Source organism: Enterobacter cloacae complex sp. IR5401 (assembly GCF_049238425.1).
In the GTDB taxonomy this organism is placed as follows: domain Bacteria; phylum Pseudomonadota; class Gammaproteobacteria; order Enterobacterales; family Enterobacteriaceae; genus Enterobacter; species Enterobacter hormaechei_C.
Genome location: NZ_JBMKHN010000008.1, coordinates 72161 through 91122 on the forward strand (window position 1 = coordinate 72161; position 18962 = coordinate 91122).

11 protein-coding genes are annotated in these 18962 nt (G+C 57.6%); 2 read left to right on the forward strand and 9 right to left on the reverse strand.

All coding sequences use genetic code 11. The features are described 5' to 3' along the window. Nucleotides 1-8: 8 nt before the first annotated feature. On the reverse strand, nt 9-2402 hold the full coding sequence (gene malP / locus ACOTX1_RS13715; protein WP_023314963.1) for a maltodextrin phosphorylase: 2394 nt from the start codon (nt 2400-2402) through the stop codon (nt 9-11). A gap of 572 nt (nt 2403-2974) precedes the next feature. Between malP and malT the strand changes: the two genes are divergently transcribed. Beyond that, complete coding sequence (gene malT / locus ACOTX1_RS13720; protein ID WP_003861595.1) at nt 2975-5680, forward strand: HTH-type transcriptional regulator MalT; 2706 nt, start codon at nt 2975-2977, stop codon at nt 5678-5680. A gap of 62 nt (nt 5681-5742) precedes the next feature. On the opposite strand, the gene ACOTX1_RS13725 is transcribed toward malT, so the two are convergent. Genes ACOTX1_RS13725 through glpE form a run of 3 tightly spaced genes read right to left on the reverse strand, consistent with a single transcriptional unit; the run spans nt 5743 to nt 7728 of the window. Next, complete coding sequence (locus ACOTX1_RS13725) at nt 5743-6501, reverse strand: DeoR/GlpR family transcriptional regulator (protein WP_003861593.1); 759 nt, start codon at nt 6499-6501, stop codon at nt 5743-5745. 16 nt (nt 6502-6517) lie between these two features. After that, on the reverse strand, nt 6518-7348 hold the full coding sequence (gene glpG, locus ACOTX1_RS13730) for a rhomboid family intramembrane serine protease GlpG (RefSeq protein ID WP_003861592.1): 831 nt from the start codon (nt 7346-7348) through the stop codon (nt 6518-6520). A gap of 47 nt (nt 7349-7395) precedes the next feature. After that, entirely contained in the window at nt 7396-7728 is a 333-nt protein-coding gene (gene glpE, locus ACOTX1_RS13735; protein WP_023314964.1) for a thiosulfate sulfurtransferase GlpE, read from the reverse strand. Nucleotides 7729-7982: 254 nt separating this feature from the next. On the opposite strand from glpE, the gene glpD reads away from it, so the two are divergent. After that, entirely contained in the window at nt 7983-9491 is a 1509-nt protein-coding gene (gene glpD / locus ACOTX1_RS13740; protein WP_023314965.1) for a glycerol-3-phosphate dehydrogenase, read from the forward strand. Nucleotides 9492-9578: 87 nt separating this feature from the next. Here glpD and glgP read toward each other — a convergent pair whose 3' ends face one another. Genes glgP through glgB form a run of 5 tightly spaced genes read right to left on the reverse strand, consistent with a single transcriptional unit; the run spans nt 9579 to nt 18947 of the window. Then, a complete protein-coding gene (gene glgP, locus ACOTX1_RS13745; RefSeq protein WP_023314966.1) occupies nt 9579-12026 on the reverse strand; it encodes a glycogen phosphorylase in 2448 nt (815 codons plus the stop codon). 18 nt (nt 12027-12044) lie between these two features. After that, the gene (glgA, locus tag ACOTX1_RS13750) at nt 12045-13478 is read right to left on the reverse strand and encodes a glycogen synthase GlgA (protein WP_003861584.1); all 1434 of its coding nucleotides are present in this window, start codon (nt 13476-13478) and stop codon (nt 12045-12047) included. After that, on the reverse strand, nt 13478-14773 hold the full coding sequence (gene glgC, locus ACOTX1_RS13755; protein WP_003861582.1) for a glucose-1-phosphate adenylyltransferase: 1296 nt from the start codon (nt 14771-14773) through the stop codon (nt 13478-13480). The genes glgA and glgC overlap by 1 nt, the downstream gene beginning before the upstream one ends. A gap of 17 nt (nt 14774-14790) precedes the next feature. Next, complete coding sequence (gene glgX, locus ACOTX1_RS13760; RefSeq protein ID WP_023314967.1) at nt 14791-16764, reverse strand: glycogen debranching protein GlgX; 1974 nt, start codon at nt 16762-16764, stop codon at nt 14791-14793. Next, nucleotides 16761-18947 (reverse strand): 1,4-alpha-glucan branching enzyme, encoded by a 2187-nt coding sequence (gene glgB, locus ACOTX1_RS13765; RefSeq protein ID WP_023314968.1) that lies wholly within the window; start codon nt 18945-18947, stop codon nt 16761-16763. Before glgB ends, glgX begins: the two co-directional genes overlap by 4 nt. Between the last annotated feature and the right edge of the window lie 15 nt (nt 18948-18962).

Below are 18962 nucleotides of genomic sequence, written 5' to 3' on the forward strand. Positions count from 1 at the left end.
GCGCTTCCTTAGCGTTTTGCCTGCCAGATACGAGCCTGATAATCACGGATTGAGCGGTCAGAGCTGAACATACCGCAGCGCGCGGTGTTCAGGATACACGCGCGGGTCCAGGCATCCTGGTCGCGATACAGCACGTCGACCTGCTTCTGCGCTTCAACATAAGCCGAGAAGTCAGCCATCACCAGGTACGGGTCGCCGCCCTGTTTGTCCATGCTGTGCAGCATCTGGTCAAACGCGTGCTTGTCGCCGTCGCTGTACTTCCCGCTTTCCAGCTCTTTGAGCACCGCATCCAGCACTTTGTCTTTTTTACGCCATTTCACCGGGTCGTACCCTTTGGCTTTGATGGCTTTCACTTCTTCAACAGTATGGCCGAAGATAAAGATGTTCTCTTCGCCGACCTTCTCGGCAATTTCGACGTTCGCACCGTCCAGCGTGCCGACGGTCAGCGCACCGTTCAGGGCCAGCTTCATGTTGCCGGTACCGGACGCTTCTTTACCGGCGGTAGAGATCTGCTCGGAAATATCCGCCGCCGGGATCAGCATTTCAGCCGCAGAAACGCAGTAGTCCGGCAGGAACACCACCTTCAGCTTATCGCCCACTTTCGGATCGTTGTTGATCGCCGCCGCCACTTTATTAATGGCGAGGATAATGTTTTTCGCCAGGTAGTAGCCCGGCGCCGCTTTCGCACCGAACAGGAACACGCGCGGAACGCGGTCGGCCTGTGGATTCTCGCGGATCTCTTTATACAGCGCCAGAATGTGCAGCAGGTTCAGGTGCTGACGTTTGTACTCGTGCAGACGTTTGATCTGGATATCGAAAATCGCATTCGGGTTGATCTCAATCCCGGTGCGCATTTTCACGAACTCAGCCAGACGAACCTTGTTCTCCAGCTTAATGGCGCGGTACTGCTCGCGGAACTTCGCGTTGTCGGCCTGTTTTTCCAGGTTGATGAGCTGGTCCAGGTCGTTGGCCCACTCTTTCTTCAGGGTCTTGTCCAGCAGGCCAGCCAGCAGCGGGTTGCACTGCTTGATCCAGCGACGCGGCGTAATGCCGTTGGTCACGTTGTGGAATTTGGTCGGCCACAGCTGGTGGTATTCCGGGAACAGATCTTTGACCACCAGATCCGAGTGCAGCGCCGCCACGCCGTTCACCGCAAAGCCGCTTACTACGCACATGTTCGCCATGCGTACCTGCTTATCGTGAACCACCGCCAGCTTCGCCCAGACGGCTTTGTCACCCGGCCAGGTTTTCTCCACCAGCGTTTTGAACTGGTCGTTAATCTTATTGATGATCTGCATATGGCGCGGCAGCAGCGTTTTCACCAGCTTCTCATCCCAGCACTCCAGCGCTTCCGGCATCAGGGTGTGGTTGGTGTAGGCGAAGGTGCGGCTGGTGATGGCCCAGGCGTCGTCCCAGCTCAGCTGATGCTCGTCGATCAGCACGCGCAGCAGTTCCGGGATGGCAATGGTCGGATGCGTGTCGTTAAGCTGAATAACTTCGAAGTCCGGCAGTTGAGCCAGCTTGCGGCCCGCCAGGTGGTGTCGACGCAGAATGTCCGCCACGGAGCAGGCGCACTGGAAGTACTGCTGCATCAGACGCAGCTTTTTACCCGCCAGATGATTATCGTTTGGATAGAGGACTTTGGTCAGCTTCTCGGCGTCGATCCCCTGCTGCTCGGCGCGCAGGAAGTCACCGTCGTTGAATTTGGTCAGGTTAAACGGATGCGCGTGCTTCGCCTGCCACAGACGCAGCGGCTGCGCCACGCCGTTACGGTAGCCGAGTACCGGCAGGTCCCAGGCTTCACCGGTAATGGTGAACGCCGGTTCCCAGAGTCCCTGCTTCGTGACTTTCCCGCCAATCCCGACCTGCACATCCAGCTGCGCGTTGTGGCGGAACCACGGATAGGTATTGCGGTGCCAGTCGTCCGGCGCTTCCATCTGATGGCCGTCGGCAAATGACTGACGGAACAGGCCGTACTGATAGTTCAGGCCATAGCCAATCGCCGACTGGCCCACCGTTGCCATGGAATCCAGGAAGCAGGCTGCCAGACGTCCCAGACCGCCGTTACCCAGCGCCGGGTCAACCTCTTCTTCCAGCAGATCGGTCAGGTTGATGTCGTGTTCTTTCAGCACGTCACCGACCTCCTGATACCAGCCAAGGTTCAGCAGATTGTTACCCGTCAGACGGCCAATCAGGAACTCCATCGAAATGTAGTTGACGTGACGCTGGCCTTTCACAGGCTTCGCCACAGGCTGAGCGTCCAGCTGTTCTGCGAGCGCCCCGCTCACCGCCTGCCACCACTGGTGAGGCGTCATCTCGTTTGCAGCATGAAGGCCAAAACGCTGCCACTGACGCGTCAGGGCAGCCTGAAATTGAGCTTTGTTGAAAGTAGGCTGTGACATAGGGAATCGGCATCCTGTAGAGAGAAAACACATTTGGCGCTAGTGTGCCTGGCTCATTGCGCCTCTTCCTCCTCCTGTCGGGGATTAGGCAGGGAGGAGTAGCGGGGATGAGCATAAAAGTGTGATCGAGGCCACTGTGTAAGTGTGCGCTTCGCGGAAAAAGCGATCCCGGAAGAACCTCAAAGAAATGAAATGCAGTTTCGGAAGAAATTAATCATCGCTGAAATGATTACTTACGTAGAATAATATTTCCGCGCGTCGGGATTATTCAGCACCACTATTAAGCCCATGCAACTTTCCCCAAAGTTAATTAACTTCACCGCCATTATCTCTTTCTGAAACCAGTTTCAGCGCAACCGAGCGTCATGCAGACAAGCCAGAAGCAGCGCGGCATCCAGCCATTTACGGAAAGTTCCATCAGTGATGAGAATGTTTTGTGACAGAGTGCAAATTCAGAGCCTCCAAACCCAGACATAACTTGCAATAGTTCCTCTATTGGCCGAACTTATAGATATTAATTACGAAGCGCAAAAAAAATAAATTCTCTCGTTCCCCACAGTGAAGTGAAAACTATGTTGATTCCGTCCAAATTAAGTCGCCCGGTTCGTCTTGACCATACTGTGGTCCGCGAGCGCCTGCTGGCTAAACTTTCCGGTGCGCATAATTTCCGACTGGCGCTGGTTACGAGTCCTGCGGGTTATGGAAAAACAACGCTCATTTCGCAATGGGCGGCAGGTAAAAGCGATCTTGGCTGGTACTCCCTGGATGAGGGTGATAACCAGCAGGAGCGTTTTGCCAGCTATTTAATTGCCGCGATTCAGCAGGCGACCAACGGACACTGCGTCACCAGCGAGGTGATGGTGCAAAAGCGCCAGTACGCCAGCCTGTCCTCTCTTTTCTCCCAGCTGTTTATCGAGCTGGCCGAATGGCATCGCCCGCTGTATGTGGTGATTGATGATTATCATCTGATCACCAACCCGGTTATTCACGAGTCCATGCGTTTCTTCCTGCGCCATCAGCCGGAAAACCTGACGCTGGTTGTCCTGTCGCGTAACCTTCCGCAGTTGGGCATTGCCAACCTGCGGGTGCGCGATCAGCTTCTGGAAATCGGCAGTCAGCAGCTGGCCTTTACCCATCAGGAAGCGAAGCAGTTCTTTGACTGCCGTCTGACGTCTCCGATTGAGGCGTCTGAAAGCAGCCGCCTGTGCGATGACGTTGCCGGCTGGGCCACGGCGCTTCAGCTGATTGCCCTCTCCGCGCGGCAAAACAACAGCCCGACGCATCAGTCCGCACGCCGCCTGGCGGGCATCAACGCCAGCCACCTGTCGGATTATCTGGTGGATGAGGTACTCGACAGCGTTGACCTCTCCACCCGCCATTTCCTGCTGAAAAGCTCCCTGCTGCGTTCCATGAACGATGCGCTGATTGTACGCGTCACCGGCATTGAAAACGGGCAGCTTCAGCTCGAAGAGATTGAACGTCAGGGTCTGTTCCTGACGCGCATGGACGATCACGGCGAATGGTTTAGCTACCATCCGCTGTTTGGCAGCTTCCTGCGCCAGCGTTGCCAGTGGGAACTGGCCGCAGAGCTGCCTGACATTCACCGCGCCGCCGCCGAAAGCTGGATGGCGCAAGGTTTCCCGAGCGAGGCTATCCACCATGCGCTGGCCGCCGGGGATGCCGGTATGCTGCGCGATATTCTGCTCAACCACGCGTGGGGACTGTTCAACCACAGCGAACTGACGCTGCTGGAAGAGTCGTTAAAAGCGCTGCCGTGGGAAAGCCTGCTGGAGAATCCGCGTCTGGTGCTGCTCCAGGCCTGGCTGATGCAGAGCCAGCATCGCTACAGCGAAGTGAACACCCTGCTGGCGCGCGCCGAGCAGGAGATGGAAAGCGAGATGGATACCACCCTGCACGGCGAATTTAACGCCCTGCGCGCACAGGTGGCGATTAACGACGGGGACCCGGATGAAGCTGAACGGCTGGCGATGGTCGCGCTGGATGAGCTGCCGCTGGCGAATTTTTACAGCCGTATTGTGGCCACCTCGGTACACGGCGAAGTGCTGCACTGTAAGGGCGATCTCACGCGTTCGCTTTCACTCATGCAGCAAACCGAACAGATGGCGCGCCGCCACGATGTCTGGCATTACGCCCTGTGGAGCCTGATTCAGCAAAGCGAGATTTTATTTGCTCAGGGGTTTCTGCAAGCAGCCTGGGAAAACCAGGAGAAAGCGTTCCAGCTGATCCGTGAACAACATCTGGAACAGCTGCCGATGCACGAGTTCCTGTTGCGTATTCGCGCTCAGCTGCTGTGGGCATGGTCGCGTCTGGATGAAGCAGAAAGCTGCGCCCGCCAGGGTCTGAATGTCCTTTCGAGCTTCCAGCCGCAGCAGCAGCTCCAGTGTCTGGCTCTGCTGGTGCAGTGCTCGCTGGCACGCGGCGACCTGGATAATGCCCGTAACCACCTTAACCGCCTGGAAAATCTGCTCGGCAACGGACAGTACCATAGCGACTGGGTCTCCAACGCCGATAAGGTCAGGGTGATTTACTGGCAGATGACCGGCGATAAAAAGTCCGCCGCCAACTGGCTGCGTCACACGCCTAAACCGGAATTTGCCAATAACCACTTCCTGCAAAGCCAGTGGCGCAATATTGCCCGCGTGCAGATCCTGCTGGGTGACTTTGAGCCTGCCGAGATCGTGCTGGAAGAGTTAAACGAAAACGCCCGCAGCCTGCGCCTGATGAGCGATTTAAACCGCAACCTGCTGCTGTTAAACCAGCTTTACTGGCAGGCAGGACGTAAAAACGATGCCCAGCGCGTACTGCTGGAAGCGTTGCAGCTGGCGAACCGCACCGGGTTTATCAGCCACTTTGTGATTGAGGGTGAAGTGATGGCCCAGCAGCTGCGCCAGCTGATTCAACTCAACACACTGCCGGAACTCGATCAGCATCGCGCCCAGCGCATTCTGCGCGAGATTAACCAGCATCATCGCCACAAGTTTGCGCACTTCGATGAGAACTTTGTTGAACGTCTGCTGAACCATCCGGAAGTGCCGGAGCTTATCCGTACCAGCCCGCTCACCCAGCGTGAATGGCAGGTGCTGGGGCTGATCTATTCAGGCTACAGCAACGAGCAGATTGCCGGTGAGCTGGCGGTGGCGGCGACCACCATCAAAACGCACATTCGCAATCTGTATCAGAAGCTGGGCGTGGCGCACCGTCAGGATGCGGTGCAGCATGCGCAGCAGCTGTTGAAGATGATGGGGTACGGAGTGTAAATCCTTTGCGGTCTGATGCCCTCACCCCGGCCCTCTCCCACAGGGAGAGGGAGAATGGCTTCTCAACATAACTCTAACTGCAAATTATTATCTTTAATCACCTGCATCACGCCCGCCGGTGGCATCACATCAGTATAAACCGCATCCACCATGCTGATGCTGCCCATGTTCACCATCGCGTTACGACCAAACTTGGAGTGATCCACCACCAGCATTACGTGGCGTGAGTTCTCAATGATCGCGCGCTTGGTGCGCACCTCGTGGTAATCAAACTCCAGCAGCGAGCCGTCGGTGTCGATGCCGCTGATCCCCAGAATGCCGAAATCGAGGCGAAACTGAGAGATAAAATCGAGCGTCGCTTCGCCGATAATGCCCCCGTCGCGGCTGCGCAGTTCGCCGCCCGCGAGGATGATGCGGAAATCGTCTTTCTGCATCAACGTGTTGGCCACGTTCAGGTTGTTGGTCACCACGCGGAGGTTCTCGTGGTTCAGCAGCGCATGGGCGACCGCTTCCGGCGTGGTGCCGATATCAATAAACAGCGTCGCGCCGTTCGGGATCTGGCTCGCCACTTTACGGGCGATACGCTCTTTCTCTGCCGTTTGCGTCGCCTTACGGTCATGCCATGAGGTGTTCACCGAGCTGGACGGCAGCGCGGCGCCGCCGTGGTGACGCAGAATACGGTTCTGATCGGCCAGGTCGTTGAGGTCACGACGGATGGTTTGCGGGCTAACGGCAAACTGCTCCACCAGCTCTTCAGTACTGACGTATCCCTGTTTTTTTACCAGTTCGATAATGGCGTCATGACGTTGTGTTTGTTTCATGAAATATCCCTGGGAATTATGTTCGCTTTCGCGCATGGAGCGTATCGGCCAACGCCATCGCCAGCCCGACCGCCAGGCCGGTAACGTGCGCACCATTGGCGATAGACATACCAAACAGATCAAACCATCCGGCAATAAGCCATATTAACGCAAAGGTTATTAATCCACGTTGTAAATAGATGCCGCTATCCGGGTCGCGCTCGCCTCTGAGCCAGGCGTAACCCATCAGGGCGTACACCACGCCGGATAACCCGCCGAACCATGGACCGCTGAATTTATGCTGCACGTAGCCGCTTAACAGGGCGCTGATAAGGGTGATCACAATCAGCTTGCCGCTGCCGAGCCGCTTCTCCACCGCCCCGCCGAGATACCACCACCACAGCAGGTTAAAGAGGATATGCATCACCGAGAAGTGCATCAGCGCATGCGTGAAGTAGCGCCAGACGTCAAATTGCAGGGAGGGATCGTACGGCCATGCGAGGGCAATCATCACGCTCTGGTCACCCACCACGCTCATAATAATGAAGACGATGATGCAGGCTACCATTAAAAGCAGCGTAAACGGTCCTGCGCGCTCGCGGAGGGTGGCGAGAAACGGAAAACGTTGATAGTGCAGGCCACTGCCGGTCTGGCCGGATTGCCAGCTTGCCGCCAGATAACGCGGGTCGCCCGGGTTTTCCAGGAAACGCGCCAGCTCGGCGTTCACGCGCCCAGCCTGGCTTTCGTCTGCCAGCCAGACATCCGTCTGTGTATGCTGCTGAATAGTCAGGATAATGCCCTGCGTCGCCATATAGTCGACAAACGCCTGGGCGACGCGCGGGTTGCTAAAAGAGGTGATCATCAACATGGGCAGCGGTCGCTTATTTCCACACAAAAGGGGACAGTATAGCGGGATCAGCGCTCAAACGCGTATTCAACTTCTGCCGGGAAATGACGATGCCAGGCATCGAAGCCGCCATCGACGCTGTATACCGCCTCGTAACCCTGCTGGAGCAGATACTGCGCCGCGCCTTTACTGCTGTTGCCGTGATAGCACATCACTATCACCGGGGTATCGAAGTCGTTATCGCGCATAAACGCGCCCAGCGTGTCGTTGGTGAGATGGAACGCGCCCGGCGTGTGGCCCATCGCAAAGCTCTGCGGATCGCGGATATCCACCAGCACCGCTTTTCCCTGGTGCATCTTCTGGTGGGCTTCTTCTACGTTAATACATTCAAACTGATCCATGGTGTTCTCATCTTATATTCAGGTGTGGTGCGGTTTTCCCCTCACCCTACCCTCTCCCGGAGGGAGAGGGCTGGGGTGAGGGCATCAGACCGCACGATTTTACCCCGTAGTGTACGTCCTGGCGGCGGGTAAACGCCATTATGTTATCCATATCACTCTAAATTGTTTTTTTGATGTTACCAAAAGCGCGTTCCTTTGCTATTATGAGCGATATCGAACATTTTTGAGCTTTAACGAAAGTGCATGAGGGTGTTATGGAAACCAAAGATCTGATTGTGATAGGCGGTGGCATCAACGGTGCCGGTATTGCGGTTGATGCCGCAGGACGCGGTTTATCCGTGCTGATGCTGGAAGCTAACGATCTCGCCTGCGCGACGTCGTCCGCCAGCTCCAAGCTGATCCACGGTGGCCTGCGCTACCTGGAACACTACGAATTCCGCCTGGTCAGCGAAGCGCTGGCCGAACGCGAAGTGCTGCTGAAAATGGCCCCGCATCTGGCGATCCCGATGCGCTTCCGCCTGCCCCATCGCCCGCATCTGCGTCCGGCGTGGATGATCCGCATCGGTCTGTTTATGTACGATCATCTGGGTAAACGCACCAGCCTGCCGGGTTCAACCGGTTTGCGTTTTGGCTCAGAATCGGTCCTTAAGCCTGAAATCGTGCGCGGTTTCGAATATTCCGACTGCTGGGTGGACGATGCGCGTCTGGTACTGGCTAACGCGCAGATGGTCGAGAAGAAAGGCGGCGAGGTGAAAACCCGCACCCGCGCCACCGCCGCACGCCGCGAAAACGGCCTGTGGATTGTGGAAGCGGAAGACGTGGATACCGGCGAGAAGTTTAGCTGGAAAGCGCGCGGCCTGGTGAATGCCACCGGCCCGTGGGTGAAACAGTTCTTCGACGACGGCATGCACCTGCCTTCACCGTACGGCATCCGCCTGATTAAGGGCAGCCACATCGTGGTGCCGCGCGTGCATACCCAGAAACAGGCTTATATCCTGCAAAATGAAGACAAGCGCATTGTGTTTGTGATCCCGTGGATGGACGAGTTCTCCATCATCGGCACCACCGACGTGGAGTACAAAGGCGATCCGAAAAACGTTGAGATCGACGAGAGTGAAGTCAGCTACCTGTTGAAAGTGTACAACGCGCACTTTAAGAAACAGCTGGCGCGCGATGACGTGGTCTGGACCTACTCCGGCGTGCGTCCGCTGTGTGATGACGAGTCTGACTCACCGCAGGCCATCACCCGTGACTATACGCTTGATATTCACGACGTTGACGGTCAGGCGCCTCTGCTCTCCGTGTTTGGCGGTAAGCTCACCACCTACCGTAAACTGGCGGAGCACGCGCTGGAGAAACTGGCGCCGTATTACAAAGGCATCGGCCCGGCGTGGACGAAAGGCGCCGTGCTGCCTGGCGGCGATATCGGCGATAACCGCGACGATTACGCCGCGAAGCTGCGTCGCCGCTTCCCGTTCATTACCGAAGGCATGGCGCGCCACTACGCCCGCACCTACGGCAGCAACACCGAACTGTTCCTCGGCGACGCGAAAGAGATTGCCGATCTGGGCGAGCATTTTGGCCATGAGCTATACGAAGCCGAGCTGCGCTACCTGGTGGAACACGAGTGGGTGCGCCGTCTGGACGATGCCATCTGGCGTCGTACTAAAGAAGGGATGTGGCTGAATGCCGAGCAGCAGTCTCGCGTGGCGCAGTGGCTGGCGCAACATGCGGGAAAGCGTGAATTGTCGCTGGCGTCGTAATTGAAAAAAAGCCGGGTGTCGGCTCCGCCTTACCCGGCCTACTCGATCCCGTAGGCCCGGTAAGCGCAGCGCCACCGGGCTTTGTTTTTACAACCGCACCGGATCAATATGCCAGATATTCTCGGCATACTCTTTGATGGTCCTGTCTGACGAGAAGTAGCCCATGTTGGCGATGTTATGCATCGCGGTGCTGGTCCACTTCTCCTGCTGACGGTACAGTTCGTCCACCTTATCCTGACAATCCACGTAGCTGCGGTAATCCGCCAGCACCTGATAGTGATCGCCAAAGTTAATCAGCGAGTCCACCAGGTCACGATAGCGTCCAGGCTCCTCAGGGTTAAACACTCCGGTGGCGATTTGCGTCAGCACCTGGCGTAACTCTTCATCCTCTTCATAATACTCACGCGGCGAGTAGCCCTGCTTGCGCAGCGCCTCCACCTCTTCCGCCGTATTCCCGAAGATAAAGATATTCTCCGCGCCCACATGCTCCAGCATTTCGACATTTGCGCCGTCCAGCGTGCCGATAGTCAGCGCGCCGTTCAGGGCAAACTTCATGTTGCTGGTGCCGGATGCTTCCGTCCCCGCCGTGGAAATCTGCTCAGAGAGATCCGCCGCCGGAATGATCAGCTGCGCCAGGCTCACGCTGTAGTTCGGGATAAACACTACCTTCAGCTTATCGCCAATGTCCGGATCGTGGTTCACCACCTTCGCCACATCGTTGATGAGATGAATGATGTGCTTCGCCATGTAATACGCGGAGGCCGCCTTACCGGCAAAGATTTTCACACGCGGCACCCACTCCGCCGTCGGGTCAGCCTTAATGCGGTTGTAGTGGGTAATGACGTGCAGGACATTCATCAGCTGACGCTTGTACTCGTGGATACGTTTGATCTGCACGTCGAACAGCGCTTTCGGGTTCGCCACCACGTTCAGATGCATCGCCAGCCAGACCGCCAGACGCTTCTTGTTCAGCAGCTTGGCTTCCCGTACCGCTTTGTTCACCGTCGGGAAATCGATGTGCTGCTCAAGCTCGCTCAGCTGGCTCAAATCGGTGCGCCAGGTGCGGCCAATGTTCTCATCCAGAACGTCGGAGAGCGGCTGGTTCGCCAGCGCCAGCCAGCGGCGCGGGGTGACGCCGTTGGTCACGTTGCAGAAACGCGTCGGGAAGATCTTCGCGAAGTCCGCAAACAGCGACTGCACCATCAGGTTCGAATGCAGCTCTGATACGCCGTTGACCTTGTGGCTGATCACCACCGCCAGCCAGGCCATGCGTACGCGACGCCCGTTGGATTCATCAATGATCGAGGCGCGGCTCAGCAGACCGGTATCGTTCGGGTACTGCTCCTGCAAGGTCTTGAGGAAGTAGTCATTGATCTCGAAGATGATTTGCAGATGGCGCGGCAGAATTTTGCCGAGCATATCCACCGGCCACGTCTCCAGCGCTTCACTCATCAGCGTATGGTTGGTGTACGAGAACACCTGGCAGGTTACTTCAAACGCGTCATCCCAGCTGAACTTATGCTCGTCAATCAGCAGGCGCATCAGCTCAGGGATCGACAGCACCGGATGGGTATCGTTGAGGTGAATAGCGGTTTTTTCCGCCAGATTCGCATAGGTTTTGTGCAGCTGATAGTGACGGCTAAGGATATCCTGAATCGTTGCCGAGACGAGGAAATACTCCTGACGCAGGCGCAGCTCGCGGCCTGAGTAGGTCGAGTCATCCGGATACAGGACGCGGGACACGTTCTCAGAGTGGTTTTTATCTTCCACCGCCGCGAAGTAGTCGCCCTGGTTGAATTTACCCAGGTTGATCTCGCTACTGGCCTGCGCGTTCCACAGGCGCAGCGTATTGGTCGCATCGGTGTCGTAGCCGGGGATGATCTGGTCGTAGGCCACGGCCAGGATCTCCTCGGTTTCCACCCAGCGGGATTTTTTACCTTCCTGCTGAATACGCCCGCCAAAACGCACCTTGTAGCGCGTGTTGTGGCGCTTGAACTCCCACGGGTTACCGTACTCCAGCCAGTAGTCCGGGGACTCTTTCTGACGGCCATCCACGATGTTCTGCTTGAACATGCCGTAGTCGTAGCGAATACCGTAGCCGCGCCCCGGCAGCGCCAGCGTCGCCAGTGAATCGAGGAAGCAGGCGGCAAGACGCCCGAGACCACCGTTACCCAGCCCCGGGTCGTTCTCTTCGTCAATCAGCTCTTCTAAATCCAGCCCCATCTCTTCCAGTGCGTTTTTGACGTCGTCATAAATCCCGAGCGATAACAGCGCATTGGAGAGGGTGCGACCAATCAGAAACTCCATCGACAGGTAATACACCTGTCGCGTCTCCTGCGAAAGCTGGGCGCGGTTGGAGCGCAGCCAGCGTTCGACCATACGGTCGCGCACCGCAAACAGCGTGGCGTTCAGCCACTCATGTTTGTTGGCAATAACGGGATCTTTCCCAATGGTAAACATCAGCTTATAGGCGATGGAGTGTTTCAACGCCTCAACGCTGAGCGTGGGGGAAGAGTAGCTAAATGGAGCATTCATATCAGTAACTTCGCCTCGTTACATCAAGCGTTGATAAAGGTCGCGGTAGGACTGCGCCGCAACGTGCCAGCCAAAGTCCATGGACATCGCCTGACGTTGTACGTAACGCCACAGGGATGGACGGGACCACAAGACGAAAGCACGCCGGATCGCCCGAAGCAGCGACCAGGCATTACTGTCCTCGAAAACAAACCCGCTGGCGATACCATCCGCCAGGTTTTCCAGGGAGCTGTCAGACACCGTATCCGCCAGCCCGCCCGTGCGGCGTACCAGCGGCAACGTGCCGTATTTCAGACCATAGAGCTGCGTCAGGCCGCAGGGCTCGAAACGGCTCGGCACCAGAATCACGTCCGCGCCGCCCATGATGCGGTGCGAGAACGCTTCGTGATAGCCAATCTGCACGCCCACCTGCCCCGGATGTTCCGCCGCGGCCGCAAGGAAACCTTCCTGCAATACCGGGTCGCCCGCGCCGAGCAGCGCCAGTTGCCCACCCTGCTCCAGTAATCCCGGCAGCGCTTCCAGCACCAGATCCAGCCCTTTCTGGCTGGTCAGGCGGCTGACCACCGCAAACAGCGGTACCTTGTCGTTGACCTTCAGCCCCATCGCAATCTGTAGCTGGCGCTTGTTCTCCGCTTTGTCCTCCACGGAGTCGCGACCATAGCGCGCCGCCAGCAGGAGGTCCGTTTCCGGATTCCAGATCTGTTCATCTACGCCGTTCAGAATGCCCGACAGACGACCTTCACGGTGGCGCTGTTGCAGCAGCCCTTCCATACCGTAACCGAACTCCGGCTGGGTAATTTCACGCGCGTAGGTTGGGCTGACCGCCGTGATATGGTCGGCGTAGTACAGACCCGCCTTCAGAAACGAAATCTGTCCGTTAAACTCCAGCCCGTGCATGTTAAAGAACGACCATGGCAGATCGATGTCATTCATATGATGCGCGTAATACATGCCCTGATACGCCAGGTTGTGCACCGTAAACACCGATTTGGCCGGGTGCCCCTTCGCCGCCAGATACGCAGGTGCCAGCCCCGCGTGCCAGTCGTGCGCGTGCACCACGTTCGGACGCCAGAACGGATCCAGCCCGACGGCCATCTCCGCCCCCACCCAGCCGAGCAGGGCAAAGCGCAGCACGTTATCGGTATAGGCGTACAGGTTGGTATCGTGATACGGGCTGCCGGGTCGATCGTATAAATGCGGGGCATCAATCAGGTAAATCCCTGTGCCATTGTAATGTCCAAACAGCAGGGTGATACGTCCCGCGAAGGTCTCGCGACGGGTAACAACCTTTGCATCGGGAATACCACGCCGGATATCCGGAAAAGCGGGCAACAACACGCGGGTATCCACCCCTCCGGCAATTTGCGCCGCCGGTAGTGCACCAAGAACATCCGCCAGTCCGCCCGTTTTTAACAACGGGAACATCTCAGAACATACGTGTAAAACCTGCATCATCGCTCCTGTTTGATTTGCAGCTTCCGCAACATTTCCCGTGTTACTAACACGATCCCCTCTTCCGAACGGTAGAAACGACGCGCATCTTCTTCCGCGTTTTCCCCAATCACCATCCCTTCGGGAATGACGCAGGCACGGTCGATAACGCAGCGACGCAGACGACATGAGCGCCCTACCCATACATCCGGCAGCAGGACTGCCGAATCGATATTACAGAATGAGTTTATACGCACGCGCGGGAACAGCACGGACTGCACCACCACCGAACCGGAGATAATGCACCCGCCAGAGACCAGCGAGTTGAGCGTCATACCATGGCTGCCGGAGCGGTCCTGGACGAACTTCGCCGGCGGCAGCGATTCCATATGGGTGCGAATCGGCCAGTTCTGGTCGTACATATCCAGCTCAGGCGTGACGGACGCAAGATCGAGGTTGGCTTTCCAGTACGCTTCCAGCGTTCCCACATCGCGCCAGTAAGGTTCCGCATTCGGATCGGACTGCACGCAGGACAGCGGGAAGGGGTGTGCATACGCCATGCCAGCTTTGGTAATTTTCGGGATGATGTCTTTACCGAAGTCGTGGCTGGAGTTTTCGTCTTTGTCGTCCTCTTCCAGCAGTTCATAAAGATAATCGGCATCAAAGACATAGATCCCCATGCTGGCGAGCGATTTGGTGTCGTCGCCCGGCATGGTTGGCGGGTTCGCCGGTTTTTCGACAAAGTCGATAATCTTGTCGTCGCCATCTACATGCATCACGCCAAACGCGGTTGCTTCCGCAACAGGCACCGGCAGGCACGCCACGGTGCAGCGCGCCCCTTTTTCGACGTGGTCGATCAGCATGTGGGAGTAATCTTGCTTGTAGATGTGGTCCCCGGCGAGGATAACGATGTATTCCGCGTTGTAGCGGCGAATGATGTCGAGGTTTTGGGTCACGGCATCCGCCGTGCCGCGGTACCAGTTCTCCCCGTGAACGCGCTGCTGCGCCGGGAGCAGATCGACAAACTCGTTCATCTCTTCGCTGAAGAATGACCAGCCGCGCTGAATGTGCTGCACCAGCGTGTGCGACTGATATTGGGTAATGACGCCAATACGGCGAATGCCTGAGTTCAGGCAGTTTGACAGTGCAAAATCGATAATACGGAACTTACCACCAAAGTGAACGGCCGGTTTAGCGCGCTTGATGGTCAAATCTTTCAGACGGGTACCACGCCCGCCCGCGAGTATCAGGGCAACTGTTTTTAATGGTAGCTGGCGCGCCAACATTAACGGATCGTTCTTCTCTAATCTAACCATGACTAACTCCTTTTTTATCATCTTTGGAATACGCACACTCCGTGCGCAGGCCCGTGCCAGACAGCCATAACAACCGGATTATCCGCTCCGGCAAAGGGAGGAATGGCTCGCCACTCCCCGTCAGGTAAAACAATCTCTGCGACGTCATCCGTCGCGTTCAGCGTCACCAGCCACGCATCCGAAAGCAGGATTTGCAGACAGGGTATGCCGTGTTGCCACTCTTGCGCGCTTAACGGTTGCGCGTCTTTATTCAGCCAGCGAACGTTGCCGTCGCCCTCTTCCCACCAGCGGTCGGCGGTGAGCGCGGGGATGCGCTGGCGAAGATGGATCAGCGCCGCGGTGAAATGGGTCAGCCCGCTGTTCGCTTCTCCCCAGTCGAGCCAGGTCAGGGTGTTGTCCTGGCAATAGGCGTTGTTGTTGCCGTGCTGGCTGTGGCCGTGCTCATCGCCCGCCAGCAGCATCGGCGTGCCCTGCGACAACAAAAGCGTCGTCAGCAGCGCATGAACGCTGGCGCGTCGCCGCTCGATCACATCCAGACTTCCGCCTAACCCTTCTATACCATGGTTAAAGCTATGGTTATTGTTAGTCCCATCGCGATTCTCCTCGCCGTTTGCCTCATTGTGTTTCTGATTGAAACAAACGCAGTCGCGCAGCGTAAAACCGTCGTGCGCCGTCACCACGTTAATGGTGGCCGACGGACGTTTGCCGTCACGCTTAAAGAGATCGCTGGAGCCGGCAAAGCGACTGGCAAACTCCCCCAGCGACAGATCGCGCGTCAGCCAGAAGCGGCGGACGGCATCGCGGAAGTGGTCGTTCCACTCGGCAAACAGCGGCGGGAAGTTCCCCACCTGATAACCGCCCTCGCCGATGTCCCAGGGCTCCGCAATCAGCTTCACCTTTGAAAGCACCGGGCAGTTTTTGATGGCCTCAAACAGCGGCGCCTGCTGGCTGAACGCCGGGGTGCGCCCCATCACTGGCGCCAGGTCGAAGCGAAAACCGTCCACGTGGAACGTCTCAACCCAGTATTTCAGGCACTCGTACGCGTAATGCGTAACGGCCGGATGACTGAGGTTGAGGGTGTTACCGCACCCGGTCCAGTTCTCGTAATCGCCGTCGTCCCTGATCCAATAATAGCTACGGTTATCGATTCCGCGCTGTGAGAGCGTCGGGCCGTCAAGATCGCTTTCCGCACTGTGGTTCAACACCACGTCCAGAATGACCTCGATACCCGCCGCGTGAAGCGCCTTCACCGCATCGCGAAACTCATCCCGCGCCTTCTCAGGATTCACCGCATAACGCGGATCGAGGGCGAACAACGCCAGCGGGTTGTAGCCCCAGTAGTTGCTTAACCCGAGACGCTGTAGCCGCGGCTCGCTGGCGAAATGCGCCACGGGCAACAGCTCCAGCGCGGTGATCCCTAAGTGCTTCAGGTACGCGACCATCGTCGGATGCCCAAGCGCTTTGTAGGTGCCGCGCATCTCTTTGGGAATTGACGGGTGCAGATACGTCAGCCCTTTAACGTGGGCTTCATAAATAACGGTGTTGCCCCAAGGCGTACGCGGCGGGGCATCGTCTTCCCAGTCGTAGAGATCGTGCACCACCACGCTTTTGGGCGCGACGGGCGCGCTGTCGCGGTGGTCAGGTTCGCCGTAGCCAACGTGGAACAGCGGGTCATCTTTAAACTCACCGTCCACCCGGTGCGCACAAGGGTCAATCAGCAGCTTCGCCGGGTTAAACCAGTGCCCCTGAGAGGGCTCCCAGGGGCCGTGTACGCGAAAACCGTAGTGCATCCCCGGCCGTCCTCCGGCCAGGTAGCCATGCCAGGTATCCCCCGTGCGCGCCGGTAAATCGTAACGGTGCTCGTTACCTTCCCCGTCAAACACACAGAGTTCCACCCGCTCCGCATGGGCGGAAAAGAGCGTGAAGTTCACCCCCTTTCCGTCAAAACTCGCCCCGAGCGGTTCGGGTTTACCTGCCGTAAGCTGCGTCATTCTCCCTCCCGCACCAGCCAGATTGTGCCAAGCGGCGGCAGCGTCAGGCTCAGGGAGTTCGGACGGCCATGGCTTTCAATGGCATCGCTCTGCACCAGCCCGCCGTTACCCGCATTGCTGCCGTGGTAGTGCATGGAGTCGGTATTGAGAATTTCGCGCCATTTGCCCGGCTGGTTAATGCCGAAGCGGTAGTGTTCACGCGGCACTGGCGTGAAGTTGCTGGCGACGATGATCTCGTTACCCGCCTTGTCGCGGCGCGCAAAGACAAACACCGAGCGCTCGTGGTCGTCCACCACCAGCCACTCAAAGCCGTACGGGTCGAAGTCCAGCTCGTGCAGCGCTTTGTGGTGGCGATAGGTCAGGTTCAGGTCACGGACCAGACGCTGTACGCCGTGGTGCCAGTTGTCCGCGCCTTCCAGCAGATGCCAGTCAAGGCTGGTATCGTGGTTCCATTCGCGCCCCTGCGCAAATTCGTTGCCCATAAACAGCAGCTTTTTGCCCGGGAAGGCGAACATCCAGCCGTAGTAGGCGCGCAGGTTGGCAAACTTCTGCCACGCGTCCCCCGGCATGCGGTCAAGAATGGATTTCTTGCCGTGCACCACTTCATCGTGCGACAGCGGCAGCATGAAGTTTTCGGTGTAGTTGTAGAGCAGCCCGAAAGTGAGCTTATCGTGGTGATACTGACGATAAACCGGGTCGAGCTTCATGTAGTCGAGCGTGTCGTGCATCCAGCCGAGGTTCCACTTGTACCAGAAGCCCAGTCCGCCCATTGACGGTGGACGGGAAACGCCCGGGAAGTCGGTGGACTCTTCCGCCATGGTCACGGCACCTTCCACCTGCTCCCCGATGATGCGGTTGGTGTTGCGCAGAAACTCAATCGCTTCGAGGTTTTCACGCCCGCCATACTCGTTCGGGATCCACTCACCCTCTTTGCGGCTGTAGTCGCGGTAAATCATCGACGCCACCGCATCGACGCGCAGGGCATCAATGCCGAAACGCTCGATCCAGTACAGCGCGTTCCCGACCAGGTAGTTCGATACTTCACGGCGACCGTAGTTGTAGATCAGCGTGTTCCAGTCCTGGTGATAGCCTTCGCGCGGGTCGCTGTGCTCGTAAAGCTTTGTGCCGTCGAACTCTGCCAGCGCAAAATCATCCGACGGGAAGTGGCCCGGCACCCAGTCGAGGATGACGTTCAGCCCGGCGGCGTGCGCGGCATCGATGAAATAGCGGAAGTCATCGCGCGTGCCGAAGCGGCGCGTAGGCGCATACAGCCCGGTTGGCTGATAGCCCCAGCTGCCGTCGAACGGGTGCTCGTTGATCGGCAGCAGCTCCAGGTGCGTAAAGCCCATCCATTTGGCGTACGGCACCAGCTGGTCCGCCAGCTCGCGATAGCTCAGCCAGAAGTTGTTATCGGTGTGGCGACGCCACGAGCCGAGATGCACTTCATAGACGGAGATCGGCGCATCAAAGCGGTTAGCCTGCTTGCGCTCTTCCGTCTGGACAACCTTCTCCGGCAGGCCGCAAATCAGCGAGGCGGTATTCGGGCGCAGTTCGGCCTCAAAGGCGTACGGGTCAGATTTAATGCGCAGCTTGCCGTTGGCATCGATCATCTCGAATTTGTAGAGCTGACCGTTGTGCGCGCCGGGGATAAACAGCTCCCAGATGCCGGTTTCCCGGCGCAGGCGCATGGGGTGACGACGACCGTCCCAGTAGTTGAACTGCCCGACAACGGAGACGCGCTGGGCGTTTGGCGCCCATACGGCAAAACGCGTGCCGGTGATACCGTCCATGGTATCCGCATGGGCACCCAGCGTTTCGTAAGGGCGTAAATGGGTCCCTTCGGACAGCAGCCAGGCGTCCATCTCTTTTAAAAGCGGGCCGAAGCTATAAGGATCGTCAATCAGGTTTTGCTGACCGTGCCAGATAACGGCAAGCTGATAACGAAAAGGATTTTTACGGCGGGGCATGACGCCCGAGAAGAAGCCACGCGAGTCGAGGCATTCCAGATTACCCACCTTGCGGCCGGTTTTGGGTTCGATAACCCACACTTCTGTTGCATCCGGTAACAGCGCACGAACTTCCAGTCCGGCCTCTGTACGGTGCATCCCTAGCACAGAAAAGGGGTCGGCAAAGTGACCCGCAATAAGCGCATTAATCACGTCTCTCGAAATACGATCGGACATGGTATTCATCCTGTT

What these genes read in the sequence shown, in the direction of transcription:
- glgC (WP_003861582.1), bottom strand. Translation starts at nt 14,773, where the DNA reads ATGGTTAGATTAGAGAAGAACGATCCGTTAATGTTGGCGCGCCAGCTA.
- malT (WP_003861595.1), top strand. Translation starts at nt 2,975, where the DNA reads ATGTTGATTCCGTCCAAATTAAGTCGCCCGGTTCGTCTTGACCATACT.
- glgB (WP_023314968.1), bottom strand. Translation starts at nt 18,947, where the DNA reads ATGTCCGATCGTATTTCGAGAGACGTGATTAATGCGCTTATTGCGGGT.
- glpD (WP_023314965.1), top strand. Translation starts at nt 7,983, where the DNA reads ATGGAAACCAAAGATCTGATTGTGATAGGCGGTGGCATCAACGGTGCC.
- glgA (WP_003861584.1), bottom strand. Translation starts at nt 13,478, where the DNA reads ATGCAGGTTTTACACGTATGTTCTGAGATGTTCCCGTTGTTAAAAACG.
- malP (WP_023314963.1), bottom strand. Translation starts at nt 2,402, where the DNA reads ATGTCACAGCCTACTTTCAACAAAGCTCAATTTCAGGCTGCCCTGACG.
- ACOTX1_RS13725 (WP_003861593.1), bottom strand. Translation starts at nt 6,501, where the DNA reads ATGAAACAAACACAACGTCATGACGCCATTATCGAACTGGTAAAAAAA.
- glpG (WP_003861592.1), bottom strand. Translation starts at nt 7,348, where the DNA reads ATGTTGATGATCACCTCTTTTAGCAACCCGCGCGTCGCCCAGGCGTTT.
- glpE (WP_023314964.1), bottom strand. Translation starts at nt 7,728, where the DNA reads ATGGATCAGTTTGAATGTATTAACGTAGAAGAAGCCCACCAGAAGATG.
- glgP (WP_023314966.1), bottom strand. Translation starts at nt 12,026, where the DNA reads ATGAATGCTCCATTTAGCTACTCTTCCCCCACGCTCAGCGTTGAGGCG.
- glgX (WP_023314967.1), bottom strand. Translation starts at nt 16,764, where the DNA reads ATGACGCAGCTTACGGCAGGTAAACCCGAACCGCTCGGGGCGAGTTTT.